10 protein-coding genes are annotated in these 20,869 nt (G+C 39.4%); all 10 read right to left on the reverse strand.

Features of this window, described 5'->3' with window-relative positions; all coding sequences use genetic code 11:
• The 10 genes from rfbD to D8Q48_RS06145 all read right to left on the reverse strand — a co-directional run bounded on the left by rfbD (window position 1) and on the right by D8Q48_RS06145 (window position 20,837).
• Window positions 1-852 (reverse strand): dTDP-4-dehydrorhamnose reductase, encoded by an 852-nt coding sequence (gene rfbD, locus D8Q48_RS06100; protein WP_118737206.1) that lies wholly within the window; start codon window positions 850-852, stop codon window positions 1-3.
• Between the two features lie 80 nt (window positions 853-932).
• The gene (locus tag D8Q48_RS06105; RefSeq protein ID WP_121055873.1) at window positions 933-3,893 is read right to left on the reverse strand and encodes a response regulator; all 2,961 of its coding nucleotides are present in this window, start codon (window positions 3,891-3,893) and stop codon (window positions 933-935) included.
• A 4-nt stretch (window positions 3,894-3,897) separates the two neighbouring features.
• On the reverse strand, window positions 3,898-5,748 hold the full coding sequence (locus tag D8Q48_RS06110; protein ID WP_121055897.1) for an ABC transporter substrate-binding protein: 1,851 nt from the start codon (window positions 5,746-5,748) through the stop codon (window positions 3,898-3,900).
• A gap of 11 nt (window positions 5,749-5,759) precedes the next feature.
• Window positions 5,760-7,109, reverse strand: a complete 1,350-nt coding sequence (locus D8Q48_RS06115) for an MATE family efflux transporter (RefSeq protein ID WP_121055875.1) — start codon at window positions 7,107-7,109, stop codon at window positions 5,760-5,762.
• Between the two features lie 174 nt (window positions 7,110-7,283).
• Entirely contained in the window at window positions 7,284-8,204 is a 921-nt protein-coding gene (locus D8Q48_RS06120) for a haloacid dehalogenase-like hydrolase (protein ID WP_121055877.1), read from the reverse strand.
• A gap of 166 nt (window positions 8,205-8,370) precedes the next feature.
• Entirely contained in the window at window positions 8,371-9,159 is a 789-nt protein-coding gene (locus D8Q48_RS06125) for an EAL domain-containing protein (protein ID WP_121055879.1), read from the reverse strand.
• Window positions 9,160-9,350: 191 nt separating this feature from the next.
• Window positions 9,351-10,106, reverse strand: coding sequence for a hypothetical protein (locus D8Q48_RS06130; RefSeq protein WP_121055881.1), 756 nt, complete (start codon window positions 10,104-10,106; stop codon window positions 9,351-9,353).
• Window positions 10,103-10,972, reverse strand: a complete 870-nt coding sequence (locus tag D8Q48_RS06135; RefSeq protein ID WP_121055883.1) for a class C sortase — start codon at window positions 10,970-10,972, stop codon at window positions 10,103-10,105. Before D8Q48_RS06135 ends, D8Q48_RS06130 begins: the two co-directional genes overlap by 4 nt.
• Before the next feature lie 97 nt (window positions 10,973-11,069).
• On the reverse strand, window positions 11,070-12,665 hold the full coding sequence (locus D8Q48_RS06140) for a SpaH/EbpB family LPXTG-anchored major pilin (RefSeq protein WP_121055885.1): 1,596 nt from the start codon (window positions 12,663-12,665) through the stop codon (window positions 11,070-11,072).
• Between the two features lie 33 nt (window positions 12,666-12,698).
• Entirely contained in the window at window positions 12,699-20,837 is an 8,139-nt protein-coding gene (locus D8Q48_RS06145; protein ID WP_121055887.1) for a Cna B-type domain-containing protein, read from the reverse strand.
• Window positions 20,838-20,869 lie beyond the last annotated feature (32 nt).

Genomic DNA, 20,869 nt, shown 5'->3' on the forward strand with positions numbered 1-20,869 from the left:
CTATTTCTCCGTTCTTTCATTCATATATTCTTCTAATGACTCTTTCCAATCCGGCATATCATACATATCGATAATACGGAGAATAAAATTATCCAATACCGCATATGGTGGTCTTACCGCTGAAAGATCCGACTGTTCTGTCGGAACCGCCTTTAATTCAATTTCCTTTCCTGACAACCTAAGGATTTCCTGTGCAAATTCATATCGGTTGCAGACTCCGCTACAAGTTACATGGTAAGTACCATATTCATTTGTATTAATTAAATACAGTATCATTCTTGCAAGATCTTTTGCACTTGTCGGCGAACCAAACTGGTCTGCTGCTACAGAAAGGGCATTTCCCTTTTCTGCCGCTTCCAATACCTGATTCACGAAATTCTGTCCTACTTTTCCGTAAACCCAGTTGCTACGGATAACAAAATGTTTGTGTGTAAATTCCTTTACATAGTTTTCTCCTGCTCTTTTAGAGGATCCATAAACAGTCAACGGATTTGTATCATCAAATTCTGTATATGGCTTCTTACTCTTTCCGTCAAATACATCATCTGTCGAAAGCTGAACAATCTTCGCACCATTTTTTCTTGCAACAATACTTAAATTTCTCGCTCCAAGTGCATTCACCCGATAAGCAAGCTCCGGTTCTTCTTCACACAACTGTGTATCTGTAACACCGGTACAGTTGATAATCACATCCGGACGGTTTACAATACCAAAATTGAGCACTTCTTCTGTATCTGTAATGTCCAGTTCGTCTTTATCTGTATTCAATACTTCAATCTCTAATGGGTCGAGGACCTCATTCAACGCATGTCCGATCTGTCCGTTCGATCCTGCTATCCATACTTTAATCATCTCTCATCCTCCTTAAATTTAGAAATTCCAATTCTTATTTTATCATATCAATTTTCTTAAGAAAACCCTAAAACTACCTGTCAATTCATTTTATTTTTTCCAAAATATTCCTGCAATGTATGGAGCAGCTCATCCACAACAATTGGTTTTGATAAAAAACCATCCATTCCTGATTCCAATGCATTTTTCCGATCTTCATCAAATGCATTTGCTGTCATAGCAAGAATTGGTATGCCTGCCAGCTTTGGTTCGTTAAGTTTTCGGATACGTTTCGTTGCCTCATATCCGTTCATTATCGGCATCTGCACATCCATCAATACCAAATCATAATCTCCCGGTGTTGAGATTTTGATTTTCTCTACGGCTTCAACTCCATTTCCTGCTGTATCCACTTGAATTCCATACTCATTAAGAATTGTCATCGCAATTTCACTATTTAATTCATTATCTTCCACAAGTAATACTCTCTTGCCTTTGAAGACCTTATCTGCAACAGGGAAAATTTCATTCTCCTCGGCCTGTTTCTGTCCAATCGCAGTCATTAAAGTATTACGTAAATCTGACATAAACATAGGCTTCGAACAAAACGCTGTTACTCCTGCTGCCTTTGCTTCTACTTCAATATCAGACCAATCATAAGCAGTTAGAATAATAATCGGTGTGTCATCACCAAGACTGCGAATCTGACGAGTCACTTCTATACCATTCATATCCGGCAAACGCCAGTCGATGATATATGCATGGAAAGCATCCCCAAGTTCTATTGATTGTTGTGCACGAAGAACAGCCTCTTTACCGGAAAGTGTCCATTCTGAACGCATTCCTACTTTCACAAGCATCTTAGTCACACTGTCACAAGTATTAAAATCATCATCTACAACCAACGCTTTGAGACCTTCCAGTTCTGCAATCTTTTCTACGTGATGCTGCTCAGACTGAATACCAAGCTCTATTCGAACAATAAATTCTGTACCTTTTCCTTGCTCTGTCCTAACTTCGATCGTACCACCCATCATATTCACAATATTTTTTGTAATAGCCATGCCAAGCCCCGTGCCCTGCGTCTTGCTGACTGTAGACGTCCGTTCACGTTCAAATGGGTCAAAAATTTTCTGTGCAAACTCCTGACTCATACCGATTCCAGTATCCTTTACCCGGATTTCATAGCATCCACTTCCTTTTTTTGTACATGGAAGCTGTCTAAGTCGGACAGAAACTGTTCCACCTGCCGGAGTAAATTTAATTGCATTCGATAAAAGATTTAGCAGCACCTGACTAAGTCGTGTCTTATCACAATAAACATCCTCATCGGTAATATCTATGGCATCCATATAAAGTTCCAATTGCTTAGCATGAATCTGTCCGCTTACAATGGTCTTCAGATCATGCAGAACCTCCGGAAGACTAACCTCCGTCTCTTCTAAATGGATCTTACCACTCTCAATACGACTCATATCTAATACATCGTTGATAAGTGAAAGTAAATGTTTACTTGAAGAAAGAATTTTACTCAAATAATCTCTGACTTTCTCCTGATTATTAATATTACTTACAGCCAATGTTGCAAAACCTATAATTGCATTCATTGGTGTACGAATATCATGCGACATATTGGAAAGGAACATACTCTTTGCCTTATTAGCTGTTTCAGCAGCATGTACGGCTTCAGAAAGTGCATGATTCATTTGTTTATCAGCAGTTCTGTCTGACATAACTAAAATATATTTTTTCTTTTTCTCCACCTCACTGCCCATGGCAACAATATGAAACCAGCGATGTTCTTTTGTTTTCTGGTAGACATACTCAAACTCCCACTCGCGCTGTTCTCTGACCATCAATTCTTCCAGAAAATTTTTGTTACGATTTGCAGAGTTCTTTGGATGTAGTTTTCCAAGAACATGAATATCCTGCTTGATCTGTTCTACCGTGATACCTAGTAGTTTCTCAACATTTGGACTGACATAATCCACTTTTGATGTCTTTGCATCCAACATTAAAAAGACATCATCCACATTCATTGACAGCTTCTGGAATAATTCGTCTCGATATAAAATTTCAGTATTCTTTTTCTTCAGACTTACTTTATTTTTTCGAAGAATAACTACAATAATATATCCTGCAATACTAAGTACTACAATACCGACAAGTATCATCGTAGTAAACTGTAATATATTCATACTTGCGTTAACTACATTAACCGGTACCATCCCAAGTACTGACCAATCCTGGATCTTTGATTTTTCATAGATCAGATAATATTTTGTTCCGTCCAGTTTTATAAGCGTAGAACCACTTTGTCCCTGTTCTAATTTCTTTGTGAGTGCGAGAATCTCTTTTTCAGACAAATTCGAACGTTCTCCCAAAACACCAAAGAAATTATAGACTGATTCCAGTTTCTCCGAAGAATGATCGATCACAACACGGCCATCGGAATGGATAACATAATTGCTCGCCTGTCCATGAAACGAAGAAATGTCCAGTATTTTTACAATATCTGAATTTTCGTAAGCAATCGCTATCGCATCATATTCGAATCCCTCATAGTATCCGCGAGGTACAGGGCTGGCAAAAACCAGCAATTGTGATTTTCCCGGAAGTACCGCATTCATTATGATATCATTTCCTTGAATAATCTCATCTGCAATTGTCCCTTGCAAACCAAGATAACCTGTCTCTCCTGTTACTGTCTTGTAATTACCATCGATAGACAGAAAATAGAAATCTGAAAACTCTGTTTCTTCCTGTGCTCTATTTATATAATCCACAATTTCATTTTCACTTGAAATGTTTTGTAAGTATTCACTCAACATATGAAGATAGGTCAAATTCTTATTTGACATCTCCGTTAATGCATTATTTGACTGATGTAAAATCTCTGTCAAATGAGAAACGCTTTCTTGATAAACAACCTTTGAAACAAATCTATAATATTGAATACCTGCCAAAATGATACAGCTAAGTAAAACAATAATAGCTACTATTTCTGAACGTTTCCTTATAAAATTTTTTCTCTTTCTCGTGTTATGATTTTTAGCATTCATTTTCTTACCTCAAAGTAATATAGTCTTCAGGTTCTGCTAAAACCACATCACCTTCTAAAACATAATTAATCCATGTATCTTTCACTACTGTATCTTCAGCCTCAAATGTATTGTCTTTATCAGCAAGAAGAGGCTCCATATGTCGTGGTATTGCCAGGCAAGTTACTGTAAAGCTATCATCATCCTGAATCTTTTTCCCGTCCTTTTTTACTTCAGACAGTGTGTATCCATCCTCATTTTCTTTGATTTCCATAGAAATACCGCTAACTACAGGAAGCGAACCCTGATTAAATGGAACTAAACCACCTTCGTAACCCTCCACAAAAGATTTCACCAGTTCTTTCAGTTCGGCTCCGCTCATTTCCTTCTTGTAAGCAGCAAGACCATTCGGCATGATCATGTCGCCTGTCATTTTTTCTGTATAATCAGCCTTCAATACACTGCCGGTAAAACTGTTTCCTGTTGCGAGCAACACATCTGTCCCATAAATATCCCGTAATGTATTTGCCATGACAGAATAGGATTCATTTCCACCTTCTGAATGGAAATAATTACTGTATGACTTCGACGAACTTAACACAACATCCTCCGAAACATTTTCATCATCTAAAAGCTGAGCATCAAATGCCTGATACGCCTGTTCTGCATCATAATTTCCAGAAATCATCTTCGAAACCACGTCTTTGGAAATTGCAAAAAAATCGTTCGACGCAATACGGATATACATATGATTTTCTTCAATCACAGGCTTGACATCCTGCATATATTCAGTAAGTTTAAGAGTCACATTCTGACTATAGTTCAACAAATCCTGCCCTTCAGAAATAATTTTATTCTGACCTTCATCAGAAAGCATTACATTTAACACTTTCATTGCTTTTTCCTTGCGTGCTTCATCCTGTTCAAGATCACGATTCAATGCAACCTGGAAATATGGTGTAGTCATCAGCCACTTTTCTCCATTCTCCTCAAAGAATGGTAAGAATCCAGTATTAATTCCCTGATCTTGAAACATTTTCACACCGGCAGAACTGCCAAAGTACATAGCAACTTCACCATTTTGAAACATATCGATCACATCATCATACGTCATATTTAAATCATCCGGTCCCAAGTTGGTATCCTGAATAAACTGATTCATACGTTCAAATGCCTTTGGCCAGACAACATCGTCCAATCCCACTTTTTCTGTATTGGCAGGATCACTATAGGCTGTACGCCACTTACGGCCTTCTGCAGAAGTAAGATCTGCTGCTGAAAGTCCCTGCAAAGTCTCCATACAAGTGTAATCATAAAAATAGTCTGCTGTAAATCCGCGGATTCCTTTTTCCTTAAATGCCTGACATGCAAAAACAAAGCTGTCGTAATCTGTAGGCAGTGGAATACCATACTTTTCAAACAGGTCTTTATTCACTACAAATCCATGAGCATCTGCACATACCGGCAGCCAGTTTACACTACCATCTTCATTCATAAAATTGTTAAGATATGTATTATAGACAGCACCTGCCTCATTCGTTGTTGAAAGATCCATCAAACTGTCTTTTAACGGACTTGCATCATGAAGTGAAAATCTGCAACAGGTAATAATATCCGGCAGCCCACCATTTTCATCAAGAAACTTATAAAAATCCAAATCGTTATTTCCAACTACAAATTCGATGTTAATATCCGGAAGCTGCTCTTGAATATATGGTGCATATTTATCATATAAACTCGTACTCCATAAATATACCGTGAGCGTCTCTTTTTCTTCTTTTTCTGTACTTTTGTCTCCACATCCTGTCATAAGAAGGACACCCATTACAAGTACCATAAGCACGGAAATTATTCTGTTTCGTTTTTCTTTTTTCATAAATAATCCTTTCATTTTTTCTCAAATCCATAGACCCATTTTCCCCGTAAAAATAAAAACAGGAAAATAGCAGAACTAATACTCCATGTCAACGGGTAAGCCCAAAATATTACTCTGATATCCGGAATAATACGAACCGTTACAGCAATGTAACTTACACGGAACAAACACCAGACGCAGAACATAACGATCATCGGTACTGCTGCATTTCCTGAACCTCGAAGCACTGCCGCAATGCAGTGGGAAAATGCTAATAGAAAATAAAATAATGCAATAGTTCTAGATTGCATTACTCCATAATGTACCACATTCGGATCTCTGTTAAATGCTGCGATCAATACCGGCGCTGCTGTGTAAATGATGACTCCTATCAACTCTGCAATGGAAATCGAACAGAGAATCCCAAACCTTGCACCTTTTTTTGCACGCTCATATTGCTTTGCACCAAGATTCTGGCTGACAAACGTTGTCAACGCCATAGTAAAACAGGTTACCGGCAAGAATGCAAATCCCTCTACTTTGGAATAAGAACCACATCCTGCCATCGCCATTTTCCCAAATGCATTGATATTAGATTGTACAAAAACATTTGCAATCGCAATGACTGAATTCTGAAAACCAGAAGGTACACCATTCTGAATAATCTGCTGTAACATACGTTTATCAAAACGAACCTGCCGCAATTCCAAACGATATTCTGCCTTCACACGCATCAGGTGGACCATACAGAAAATTGCACTGGCAAACTGGGATATCACCGTAGCCAATGCCGCTGAACCAACTCCCATACCAAGACCTGCAATAAAAAATATATCCAGCACGACATTAATGCAGGATGAAATGATCAAATAAATCAACGGATGACGTCCATCCCCTACTGATTGCAGGATTCCCACAAAAATATTATACATAACAACACCGACAGATCCGGCAAAATATGTCCGGAAATACACTATCGATTCCGGCAATACATCTGCAGGCGTTCCCATCAGCACCAATATCTTCGGTGCTAATACCATCCCTGCAACCATCAATATTAAACCAGACACCAGCCCCAAAGCCGCTGTTGTATGAATTGATTTCTGCAGAGAGTCTTTCTTCTTCGCCCCATAATACCTGGCAATAACAACACCTGCTCCCATGGCTATTCCATTAATAAATCCTACCATAAGAAAAATCAAATTTCCCGAAGAGCTGACTGCTGCCAGCGCATTACTGCCAAGAAAATTCCCCACAATCAGTGAATCAGCTGTATTGTATAACTGTTGAAATAAATTTCCAAGAAACAATGGGATTGCAAATAAAATGATTTTTTTGGAGATGCTTCCCTCCGTCATCCTCGTTTTACTCTCTCCACCCATAAAACCACCCCTCATTTTCATTAAAATTTTACGCAGATAACCGAAGACCGGCTATCTGCTGATTTTATCCCTCGAAACTATTCAAGTCGAGCAGCCGCGAGACTTGGCGCGTGATTCTGGTCAGCGTAAACTGACACATTCTTTACAGAATCACTGCGCATCCTCGCGGAGCGTTTATCGCTCAAGCGACATTGCCATTCTACGATATGTATGGCGTTTTCCTCGTATAGCCACACTGTACGCTGTAATATTTTCCGGCAATGCCATCCCCATATATCCACTGTCCCCAATATGGTGAATATCTGCACCTGCCATCTTGCACATAAGTGCAATCTGACGGATTGTAGCTTCATCCGCACCTTCCTGAGATGTTCCAATGGTTGTCATCGCCAAAGCACCTTTTTCATGTGCTTTCTTGATAAGCTTTCGTGCATATTCCATGGTAATTCCAGGAACTGTTCCCGGTGCCGGAAGCAATATCACATCTGCTCCCGCATCGACAAATGCCTCTACATCTTTTTTTGTTAAAATCTTTTCGCCAGCCTCTGAAATAATTCCGGATGCATGCATCTTACCAGCTGTAAGAATCACTCTGTCACCAACGACCTCTCTTAATGTTGAAAGTGCCTGTATGATTGCTTCGTTATCTACTCCTACTCCCGGATTTCCCGTCAGGACAATCATGTCTACTCCCATATCTGCAGCCTTTATTGCATTTTCCACTGTAGCCTGACGTCCCGTTGTAAGATTCCAGACAGATTCTTCTTCTCCTTCTTTTATCACCGCCGGTTCCAAATTAATTGCAACCATTCTTCCTGTAAGACGTTTCACCTCGCGGATTGTATCTTCCGGTGCCACCTGCGGCAGTCCCTGAATCATTGGATTATTCACATCAAAAATATTTAGCATAATCAAATCGGTTCCAAGAGATGCTACAAATTCTGCGTTGGTAATATTAACTAACATTGGAGTTACTGTTCCTATCGTCTCCGCCGCCAACGTTCTACCTTCACTCTCAGCAATAGCAGTCAAAAGCTCCGACTTACTGTATCGTACTAATTCACTTGCTGTAGTATCTATAAGTCTTTTTGGCATAATTCTTCTCCTTTACACAGTATTCTGTTTATATATATTATAAGTCTTATTTATACGTCTACTGCATATTATAATCGTAAAAAGGAATATTAGCAATTAATTTTAGATAGAACAAAAGGCAACGATTTTTTTCGTTGCCCAAGTGATTCATTAATGTGACAAACTATTAATTATACAACTTGATATTTAACTTCTGCAATACCCCCATTGCTTCTTCACTTACACTTTCGAATCCCTTATTCGGTCTTCCAAGAAAATATCCTTGTCCATAATGGACTCCTAATCTGTGCAGACACTCTAATTCTGCATCTGTTTCTATTCCTTCTGCGATTAAAGTTATTCCTGTTTCATTACAATACTGCAATAGAAATTTCATCATAAGCTCTTTCTTCTTATCTTTATGAATATCTCTGACCAACTCTATATCGGCTTTTAAATAGTTTGGTGACGTATTTACTACACGATTCAGACCAGAGTATCCAGCCCCCACATCATCCAGAGCTATTTCATATCCCTGATTTGCATAATGATTCATAATTTGTTGTAAAATCTGATAGTTTTCTATATCCGAACGTTCTGTTATCTCAAATACAATATCACTTGCCGGAACTCCTGCCTTCGCTGCCTTACGATTTGTAAATCCTTGTATAAAAGATTTGTCCTGAATGATATTCCCATCTACATTAAGAAATATTTTTGCCTTTTCCGGTTTATCTGCAGCTGCTTTTAATGCTTTATTTCTACATAATTTCTCCAATTTCCAGACACAGCCCATCTGTTCAGCAATCACAAATAAATCAGAAATCATAAGATTCGTGTCCTGTTTATTAATACGACTAAGTGCTTCATATCCCACCACCTCACCGGTCTGTAGATTTACAATCGGCTGAAATACTGGATATATCGCTTTTCTTTCCAAAATTTTATATAATTCCTCTACTTTTTTTACTTTCATTTTCTCTGCCTCTGTAAATATATTTTGTTGTAACCCAATCAAACCATTATAGAATATCATTGACATTTCATTTTTTAATTAAATTCAAGTAAAATTATTTTGAAATCGAATCGTTATTTAATGCTGCCAATATCTCTTTCCATATAAGAAAACGATCAGCAAAATTATAACTGATCGTTTCTATCTGTATTTCACTCACTACTCTTTTTTCTACAAACTGCAATAATCAAACTAAGACTAACAATTGCAGTCACCCCAAAAACGATTATGCTAGTCATATCGCCAGTCTTCACAATATTAATAATTTTCTGAATACTACCTGGCGTATCAGGTTTTGATGGTTTTGGATTCTGTGGAGCTGGCTTAGCTGGATTATCTGGATTTGTCGGTGAAGCCGGTGGCATCTCCGGTGAAACCCATTCCGCTTTTGGCTCTATAATTACATCATATTCTACATCTCCATTGATTTCAGATGGAATATTTACCAGAAATGGTGCTGATTCAAATTTATCTGTGCCACTCTGCACATTTCCGATTTGCGCAAGAAGATAAATTCCTTCATTTAAATTTCCAAAACTTGTACGTCCCAACACATCCGTTTCTTGTGTTAAACCTGAAATATTATTTTTCTTCACATATTCAAATAAATGTTTTGCTTGTTTCTCTCTTTCTTCTGCACTGCTGCCTTCTAAGGACACACCGGCATTCTCAAAATCACTTGCCCAAATGAATCCATTATTTTTCACATATTGAATCGGAAATATCGAAAACCTTGCTCCAGAAAGAATTACTTCTTTATCCGTATTATCTCTTCCTTTATAAATGATTTGAATACTTCCTTTTCGAGTTCCTGCCTCGACATGAATCGTCGAAACTTCTATAAAACTGCCGACAAGAAGAAATGTGACAATTAAAATAATGTGAATATTTTTTATCTTCCTTATCACCCTGCTTTCCTCCTCTTCCTATCCCTTATGCAATAAATCACCGCTAAAATCAGACCTATAAAAATAACTATGATGGTTACAATCAATACTTTTGCAGTAAAGGATAACTTCGGTTTTACGTTTGTATCCGGCTCTTGTTTCGTTGCCTCCTCATATGGTATTCGCTGTCCGCGAACTAAAAGTCTGTGTGTATTGATTGCATATGGAGTACAGGTAACAAGTGTAGCATAATCCTTGCCTGATTCAATAGATAACCCATCTGTATCTTCCGGCAAAACAGTTAATATCTGATCTATTTGATATGCCAATGTTTCATCTAAAACTTTAATATAAAAAATGTCCCCGATTTTCAGTTTATCCATATTTGTAAATAGTGTTTTTGTCGGCAGCCCTCTGTGTCCGGTCAGAACTGTGTGGGTACTCTCTCCACCAACCGGAAGGGACGTTCCCCAGAAATGTCCGACACCTGCCTGCAAAACGGATTCACTTGTTCCGTGATAAATTGGAAGTTCTATATTAATCTTAGGAATACGGATATATCCCATCATTCCCGAACCATCTACATTTAACAAGCTCTCATAACGAGCATCTATTTCCGTATCTTCTTGCGAAAATGGATCAATCAAATCAATATTCCCCAGCATTTCCTGATTGTATGCTCTCGCATCTTCCAGCATCTGCTCTTTTTCTTCCTTACTTAACTTTACACTTTCCTCATCATAATAGGATACAACTTTGGAACCATTCTTTTCGTTCAGATAACTACTAAACGTTGGATATAACAATACGGAGAATGCAACCAAAAGCACGATCAGACGAATAATATCTTTTATTGTTATCTTCTTTTTTTTCTTCTTACTCTTCATTTCATTCTCCCTGTTGTTATACTTGGAATTGCGGTTACCTTCCGTGGAAGATAACCGCCCATCCCTTAAATATTATCTTATATCTCTGGTAAAACTATTATGCTTCTTTTCTCTTATCACGGATGAAGCTTACTGCTACACCGAATACAAGAAGAGCTGCAATCACAGCAAATGCAATTGCTCCACGTCCACCAGTGGATGGAAGGAGGGAACCTGTGCTGTTTTCAACTTTGACAATTTTGCCATCTACCGTTCCTTTATCTACAGTAAGAGTCCAGTCATTCTCATCCGCAGTAGTACTCTTTGTGATTGTTACTTTAATAGCTTCTGTCAGCTTATTGTAACCATCTGGAGCCTTTGTCTCTTTCAGATAATAAGTTCCTGCTGCCAGACCATTAATGTGTAAATTGTATCCCTGTCCCTCAATTTTACTTGCAACTGTTACCATATCAGTAATCACACTAGGATCTGTTGATGTCTGATCAGCAGCATAAGAATATTTACCATCATCTACTTTTGTTACTTTGATAGGTTTGCTTTCATCAATTGCACCTGCTGTAGTTGAAGCGTATAAAGTAAAATGTGCACCTGCTAAGATTTCTTCTGTACCTTTTTTAATTTTTAAGATATCTAATGGATAAGTCGGTGTCTTTGCTTCACTTGGTGTTGTAGTTGTTGTTTCACCTGGTTTATTACCATACTCTAACTGAGCCTTGTTCTTTTCTGTTACAACTGCGTCTTTATTTACTTTTGCATAATATGTAACGGTAAATTCTTTTCCCTTGTTTGCCTGGTTATCTCTTACCCATTCTGACAGGTCAAGAGACATTTTTCTATTGTTTGCTATATCAAGTGTTGCTGCTGTTGGTGTTGTTCCTGCTGCTGTAACACTATTATCAGTAAATGCTACTGTTACATTAACTGTTGTAGCACCCTCTCCAAGAGCTGTTCCTGTTGCATCATTTACAAAATCAAGACCTGTTGATAATTCATCGTGGATTTTGTACACATACTGTGCATATCCTGTTGTATCCGGGATAGAACCTTTTACGGTATATGTTACAACATCACCGATATTTACTGTTGCTTTATCAGCTGTTTTTTCAATACTTGGTGCTTCTGTTTTTAAGTTTACTGTAGTTGTTGTCTCATCAACTGTAACTAAAGAAGACTGAATCTCTTTTCCACCTGTTACATATACAAGATAGTAACCAGCTGCTAAATTATTAAATGTATAAGATGTTTTATTTTCTTCTGCGATTTTTCCAGAATTTTCTGTAGCTGATAAATTCTTTGTCAGTGCCTCTGCAGTAAAATCATTTGCAAACTTCTGTACTGCACCTTCTGTATCTTTAAGAGCTAAAACAGCTGCTGCATACTCCTCATCTGTTGTTCCCGTAAATGATGTTCCAAGGGCTGATTTAATTGCATCTTTATAACCAGTTGCTGTATTCACTGTATATGCATAGTTCTTTGATTCTGTTGTACCAGACTCTGTCACATCAAATAATTTGTACAGATTAATTGTCTGACCATTCAGATCCTGTGCTGGTGTTGTTGATTTCACGCTAACTGTAAGTGTGTTTGTTCCTGTAGCCGCTGCTACTCCTTCATCAGCAAACGCTGTGACTGCCATTGCCATTGTCATAATTACTGTCATCAGCACTGCCATGATTTTTTTCATTTTCTTCATAACTATTGTCTCCTTTTCTTGAGAATTTTTCTTTTATAGTTTTTCTGCTTTTTTATTTTCCTTGCATTTTTTATATCTTATTACGAAATATGCCAGGAAAAGCAGAACAGCTATCAAATAAATAAGGTTTCTTCCTTGTCCTCCGGTATCCGGAAGTCCCGGGAAATGTTGATTGGTTATCGTGAATGTAAATCCATCTGGCGATTTATCTATCGTTGTTGTATAACCATCCACTTTTGCTTCTGTGATGGAATACGTGTAATAATAAATATCATCTCCATCTGTCTTGTATGCCGGGAGTCCTTTTATTACCTTCTGCCATTTAGATTTATCGCTGGAACCTTCTATTTTATAATTCCCGTAACCTGAAACTGTTTCTGTCGTTTCCTTTCCTGCCTTATCTTTCCAGGTACGTGATATTGTTACCGTAATACTGTTTGGTCTTGAATTATCAAAATTGTTTAAATCCTTCCAAACTTTATTGATCGTCAGCTTGATGTTCTCATCACATGGATCCTGTGACTCGGATGGTTCCGGTGTATCACTATCTCCCGTGTTCAATGTTGTTTTGGTATCTGACATCAATACTGCTTTTGCTGACGATTCGTAAGCTTTAAGCTCCGCTGTTGTAGACGATGTTCCATCTGTCAGCTTTGCATTTTGCAAAGTATCATAGCTTTTTACCGTATTCATATGTCCCAGTGTGTAAATATCCCATCCACTGGATGTATCTTTTGCATAGCTGAGATTCAACTTATTCGAATTCTTTTTGATTTGATCCAGTCTCATATCCAGCTTTCTATAAATACGATAATCGTTATTCTCGCCTTCCACCTTTTCCTGTGTATTAAATTCATATACAGAATCCAATTTACTTTTTCCGCTAAATGGTCCGACAAGATTTTTTGTTCCTCGAACTACGTCACAGTAGTACATGTTGTTATTCTGAAGAAGACCTTCGTCGTTGAATCCAACAAAACCTCCACTTTGACCAGCCTCGACAGAACCATCTTTATCGTTTCCGGCTCCACCGGCATAGACATCATATCCATAACTGATGCCATAGACATTGCTGTCTGTAATCTTTGTACGGTTCGCTTTAATCAAACTGATACTGATATTCGACTTTGTATCATCATCCTGTTTGATTCCATTTGAATCACATGGAAGCTTGATTGTGGAATCTCCGATTTTAATAATCGCAAAATCTGTCTGCTGTTGATTTTCTGTAGAAGCTTTGGATAGGCCTACAGAGATTTTTAATCCTAACAGATTGACACTCAGCAAATCACCTTCATAGGCTGCCTTGATCTGAATAATTCCCAGATCAATATTCAACAGATTAGCTGCCTGAAGCTTATCCAGATAGAGTGCTTTCACTAGTTGATTTAAAATTGTAAGTAATGAATTCACTAATGTGGAATCCAGATCTATATTTCCAAGGTATTCGTAGCTTGTCCTTCCGGCAAAGCCTCCTGCTGTTCCTCCGGATGCAACCTGTTTGAGCCCGTTTGCCTGAATATTACTGTCTCCGGCTATACACCCTGACATTCTTGCAAGATTTGCATAACCGATAAAACCTCCGGCAATCTGTTCCTTGCCTCCACTGCTTTGTACGGTATAACCGCCATCCACTCCGGCTACAGTGCTGTCCTCAATATGTGAACCGAATACATCCAAGACACCTGCTGCTCCTCCGAGGAGCTGCCATTTATTATTGCCAAGGACATCGATTTTGTTCATGTCCACAACACCACTTTTTCCTGAATAACCGATAAAGCCTCCGGTGCTGTTTTGCCCGGTTACATTAGAAAGCTTTGTAACACTACTGTTTTTTACAGAGCTATTTAATAGAGACCCACCAAATCCTCCGGCTGTTCCACTGTATGTTACGGCATCATTCTGTCCACTTTTCACGGCTGTATGAGCACTTACGCTTAAGCCCGCATCCGCACTTCCACTTACAGCTCCATCGTATACATAGGTACGGAACGCATCTAAGACATCTGTCCGCCCAAGCTGAAGCAGATTTTTTAATAGTTCTGTCTCTGTCTTTCCTGAAACCTGCACTCCAGCATCGACATCTGCGATTCCAAAGCAGCCTCCGGCATATTCACCGGCGATAACAGACCGAATTCCCTGTACAGAAATTCCCGCTTCTTTTGTGTCTTTTTTCCCAAGTACGGTTCCTACCAGACTTCCGCCAAATCCTCCTGCTGCTTTTGCGTATGAAGTGTTGCTGCCTCCACTTGAATAAGCTCCATTTATAATGATTCCCCAGTCATCCCAGGAAATAACATCTGCATAACGGATTGTTGCTACGGTCGCATCCATAACTTTTATAAAATCTGACGGAGCATCTAGCAGTTTATTTAATAATTTGCTTAAAAATAATCCTTCCCCAGCCAATGGATCTACCGTCGCAACACTTCCCGGTCTGGAGCTTCCAACAAATCCTCCGACATAGCTCCTTCCGTCAACTCGTCTCAGCTTTGTGACCTTGCAGCGTGTATCATTTTCGCCCCATATCTGCCCACCAATCAGTTTTCCTACATAACCACCTGCATAACCACAGGCATCCTTGTCATTTATTCCTTCAGACTGGACAATCAGTCCACTCTGATAACCTTCCACAGAAGACTGCTTAATTACTGGTACAAATACATTAAGAACATCTATCATTCGTCCTAATTGCAGATTAAGACCAAGGATATCAACGTCTCCTAGATTTGCTGCTCCTCCATTCACCATTTCTCCGGCAAAACCTCCGGCGCATCGAAGTCCCTTAATCGTCTTCGCCTGATAAGCCTGTCCATTTGTAATAGTTCCGGTCTGCATTGATCCGACATAGCCACCGGCTGCTCCGCCATTTGCCAGTTTTGTCTCATCCCGGTAATTGACTCTTCCTGCTACAATATTGTATCCATATATATATTTCCCAATAATCGCATCAAGTTCTTCTTGACTGTTTACTTTACCATTCTTTGCAAGATCACTTCCGTAACCTTTATATTTACCAACGAATTCTACCCAATCATTCCAAGTTTTATAATCCATCAAGGCAAGTGGACCGTAAACTGCCGTATTTTCTTCCGTTGGATAGACAACGCTGAGTGCTCCAAGGATGTTATCTGCTTTTACCAGTCCCCATAATAAGGACAGATTTCCGGTACTTGCCGTATCGGCTGACTCCATAAGACCTGTGAAACCACCTGCGATTTCTTTTCCGTATACCGAGCGGATTCTTACTGCTTTACAAGTACTTGTTGGTTCGGTATATTCTTTACCTTTCCAATTCTTTGTATTGTTTCCCCAGATGTGACCACCTTCATTATGTCCTGCATAACCTCCGGCCATACCTCGTTGTACCTGTGTTGTGGAAGCCGCATCTGCACGAACTGCACCACCGCAAGGAATACATGTTGTAGAACTGTTTCTGATCGTTGGTACAAAGTCCTCTGCAACAGATGCTAATGCACTTTTTACATTAACAAGTCCTTCTAAAATAGTTGTGTTTCCAAGAACATTTGCCACATTTCCCGGCTGCAAGTCTCCTACATAACCACCGGCTGTAATCTGACCAATGATATAAGAAAAGTTATTTGCGTTGGAGTCCTGAATGTGTCCACCGGAAATCTTTCCGGCAAATCCACCGGCATCTCCAAAAACATCATTTTCTGACGCATCAGAAGCAGTATTTTTCCAAGAAGCCTTTACTGCAAATCCTCCAACATTTCCTGTGACATTTGAATGCTCAATTGTAGAAACAACGACATTTAATGCATCCAGCACATTATTAATTCCTATCGATTTTCCAAGAATACTCAAGCCTTTTCCAACAGAAGCTGCGGAACCAATATCCATATAGCCGATATAACCACCAGCATATCTTGCACCGGTTACTGCATACTGGCTCTTTACATCATTAAAATAGGTTGAGCCATCTGTGTCTTCCAAACCTTTCACAGGTTCTGTTACACTTGTATGTTTCAGACTCGTAACATCACAGTAGCTTACCTGAACACCACTTCCATATCCGATAAATCCTCCGGCACTTCCAGAATGGCTGTCCTCTGATTTCATCTTGTTCGCAGTGACTGTAAATCCGTTGTCTGACTTGACTCCTGCATACTGTACATATGGAATGTAAGCATTGATCAGGTTCAGTAGATCACCGACATTAATAGTCAGCCCGTTGAGTTTTCCAAGAATGCTGATTCCACCTCCAGCATCTGCCAATGCTCCGGAGTAAACATTTCCACCAAAGCCTCCGGCATAAGATTGCCCGTTTACATGGTCAAGATTATATACAGAATAATAGTTACCTTCTCCTGCGCCCTGGTTGTTAACCGTTCCACTCTGGAAGTTTCCGGCAAAACCGCCTGCTGTATCTGCAGCAACTCCGCCTTTATCAACATAAGTAACCGTGCACTCTGTATAAGAAGGAAGCAAGTACGTGACAGCACCTAACAACTTATTTGCATTTAACAAAGCCTTAACATCCGCTTCACCAGCTACATCTGCAAGCCCTCCGGTCTGTGAAGAACCTACAAATCCTCCTGCAAAACCATCTGTATCATTTGCTGTTACTTCTTTTAAATTTTTCACATCGGACTTAATGATCTCACAGCTGTTACTCTTTCCGATGAAACCACCGGCCGTATAATCCACTACTTCGCCGTTGGAATTTGTACCTGTTGCTTCTACAGTCATGCCTCCTGCGATGCCATTTACATGAGCTGCGATGCCATTTACATGAGCTTCGTTGATTTTAACTCTGACACCTTCTGCCACAGAAAGCAGATTTTCTACTTTCAGCAAGTTATTCAGTCCTAACAGATTCAAAGTCAGTCCGTTTCCACCTGCCAGATCTCCTGGACCTGCACAACCAGCAAAACCACCGACTCTGTTTTTTGCTGTAACAAATTTTACCTGATTTAATGTTACAGTATCCACATCTCCACCAACAGCCTCACCAAGCGCTCCGCCGGCATAATTTTCTTTTGCTTCTACTGTATATCCATCATTTACTCCAGTCACCGTTACATGATGCACAGTAAATCCAAGGAAGTTTCCGATTCCAAGCGTATTATTTAAAAGTCCTGTGACATTTGCTGTTGTTACACTTCCTGCAATACCGCCGACACGATTTTCACCTGCCGTAACTGTTTTTAATCCTGTAAGCACATTATCTCTTTGGGCTACACTGCTCGCATCTCCTCCGCCATGTTTCCAATACGGAAGTTTATTTAAATATTCGGAACTGGATTCTGCAATATAGACGCCATCACCGCCACCAAGAATACCACCGGAATAGCTCTTACCAGCCTCAACTGAAACTGATGAACAATCCATGTTACATCCCAAGATTGCTGATGGTGCAATTCCTACAAGTGACAAGAGCATACCTGCTTTTTCCGGATTACTCGACAAAAGACCTGTCAACAAGTCTTTCACTGTTGTTAAAAGGCTTGCATCCTTGACTTCTTTATTTCCAAGGTTTGTAATCCATCCAACTGTTGAAATACCACTCACACCACCGGCATAACTTCCGCTTGCTTTAACTGCAATGCTTCCGCTCACTCCGCAATTGACTGCATAGCTGTTTGTCTGTGCTCCTACAATACCACCTTGATAATTTTCACCAGATACTGAGACATTACATCCTGTCAGATTGCAATTTAACAAGATACTCTGTGGCTGCATTACTCGAATAAGTTCAACACCTACATCACTTAACAAACCTCGGATTTCTGCATCTCTGCTGATTCCTGCAAATCCTCCGCCGTATTCTTTTGCCGTTACAGAATAACTACTGTTTTTCACGGAGCAGTCAAAGATTCTTGTTCCTACCTGCTGTCCTACAAAACCACCTGCATAATCTTTATCCGCAGCTCCGATAGTTCCTGCCAGATTCTCTACATGACAGTATTTGATATTTACATTTTTGTATCCAGTAGGGATTAAACTACCAACCGGCAATGCATTGTCCAGAAGAATTGTGATCAAATCTCCAAGCCCAAGTCCCGGAATTGCATTTAACAATGATGATAATGCATTCACCGTTACTCCAAGAGCTTTTGACAATCCGTCATACTCTGTTACACCTTCTGTATAACCGACAAACCCACCAGTACGATCATTAATATTCGAAACACTGACTTTTCCTGTCACATCACAGTTTTCAATGGAAACATCACCCACTAGCCTTCCAGCGAATGCACCTGTTGCATAAATCGTCGGATCCTTTGCTCTTGCATTTAAAAGTGCTGATAATGTATCTTTCAAATTCAGGTTTACGTTTCCAAATGTTAAAACTCCTACTAGTAAATCAACTACACCACCTACAAGCCATCCAAGTCCTGATGTGAGTCCACTTATTATGGTCTGAGTGTTTTTATGTTTATTCGTGTTATTTTGTACATTTACATTTTGTAATTCCAGGTTTGATACGGAAACCGTTCCGGCGCTGACACCAATGTTGTTTACATTCACCTCATTCGTAATTGTTCCAAAAAATCCAATTCCTATATACTTAGAACCATCCATTTCTTCTGTCTGGTTCACATTCACATTAGAAATTACAGGTTTTCCAGTTGCCAAAATAGAATTTCCATCCGTAAGTGTCGCCTGTCCATCTGCTAACTTTGCACCTTTGATGTCCCCCGACACCATAAGCGGTGTCCACAGATCATCTTCTTTATTTGAGTTCACACCATCCTTGGATAAGTCAATATCTCGAAAAATGATGTAATTTGCATTGGATGAATATTTTAAGCCACCATATTCTTGCTTTAACTTCATCAGACTCGCTGTTTCATTGTCAGGTAACCCTTGGTCGTTAACGCCACATAAACTACCAGTTCCTACTGTAAGACCACCCAATAATGTCCCTAACAGTCCGCCTACTCCCTTCAACAGACCCGTAACAATATCATCGCTTGTCAAATCGACATCTGCCAGCTTATACTTACCATTATCTTTATAATATAGATACGAGTTATCACCTTTCACTGTATCTGGCTTTTGTTGGAATCCAGAAAGATGGGTAGTTGCCCCTTCTGCAGCAACAGCATCAAGTCCAAGATCCGCATCGCCTGGATAGTATGGTGTGTAGAAAGGCTTTCCGCCAAGTAATCCGCTTACTAACCCCTGACGGTAATAAACATACAGTCTCGGAGTTACGCTCTTATTGCTTCCAATCGCCCGCAACTGTGACTCATTTCCGATCAGAATATATTTCTTGCCGGAAACTTCTACATATAATTGTCCCGGTTTTGTTCTTCCATCTGCATGCTCACCATCTAGCCACTGAACTCCATTCGCTGATTTTTCTGTCAATTGATCTGCAACCAGTTCTGGCTTATCCGAATTAAACTTCTGCGATAACACATAATTATGAGACTTACTATAAGTCAGATACTCCTGATCTTCTCCATCCGGGTAAATCATCTGCCCCATACCAAACTGTGGTGCATCATAATCTAATGTCATAACAGGTTCCGTTTCAGATTCTTCCTGTGCAAGTACCATTAACTGATATGGATTGTATATGTAGATGGTATCCGTTTCCTTATCATACAGCGTTGGTGTTTCGTTTTCTTCTACTTTCGTACCTGTGATAGTTCCGGTAAAGGAATCCGGCACTGACCACATCTGTTCCAAGTTCATCTGGATATCATTCATCAAAATGTACTGGGCATCTGCACCGTATTTCAGCTCTGTGCCTTCACTCTTTACTACTTCTCCAGAACCAATCTTTCCATCCTTATCACCTGTGTAAATATAAGCATCTGAACCAATCTGTTTTAATTGTTCATAATTATAGATGCATATTTTACTATCCTTATAATAAGCATCTATATTATCTGTTGATTCCGCTTTAACATTTCCACCGGACGATTCCGATTCGTCATTTTTCGAGTTTTCACTTGTTTCCTCCGATATCTTAGATTCGGATTCCGTGGTGTCATTTATTTCATCTGAAACTGTGGACTCGGTTGATACTTCACCATTACTCTTATTGGCATCATCAGAAAGTGTCACTTGACTAGTGTTGGTACCCGATGGATTTACGTCTGCCGCATCCGCAATATTCACTTGAGAAAATAAGATAGCCATACATAGTATTACTGCGATAATTCTGTTCTTTATCCTTCTTTTTTTCTTCATATCCGAACCTCTAATCTAAGCCCTGCAAAGTC

The organism is Ruminococcus sp. B05 (assembly GCF_003628495.1).
Taxonomy (GTDB): Bacteria; Bacillota; Clostridia; order Lachnospirales; family Lachnospiraceae; genus Schaedlerella; species Schaedlerella hominis.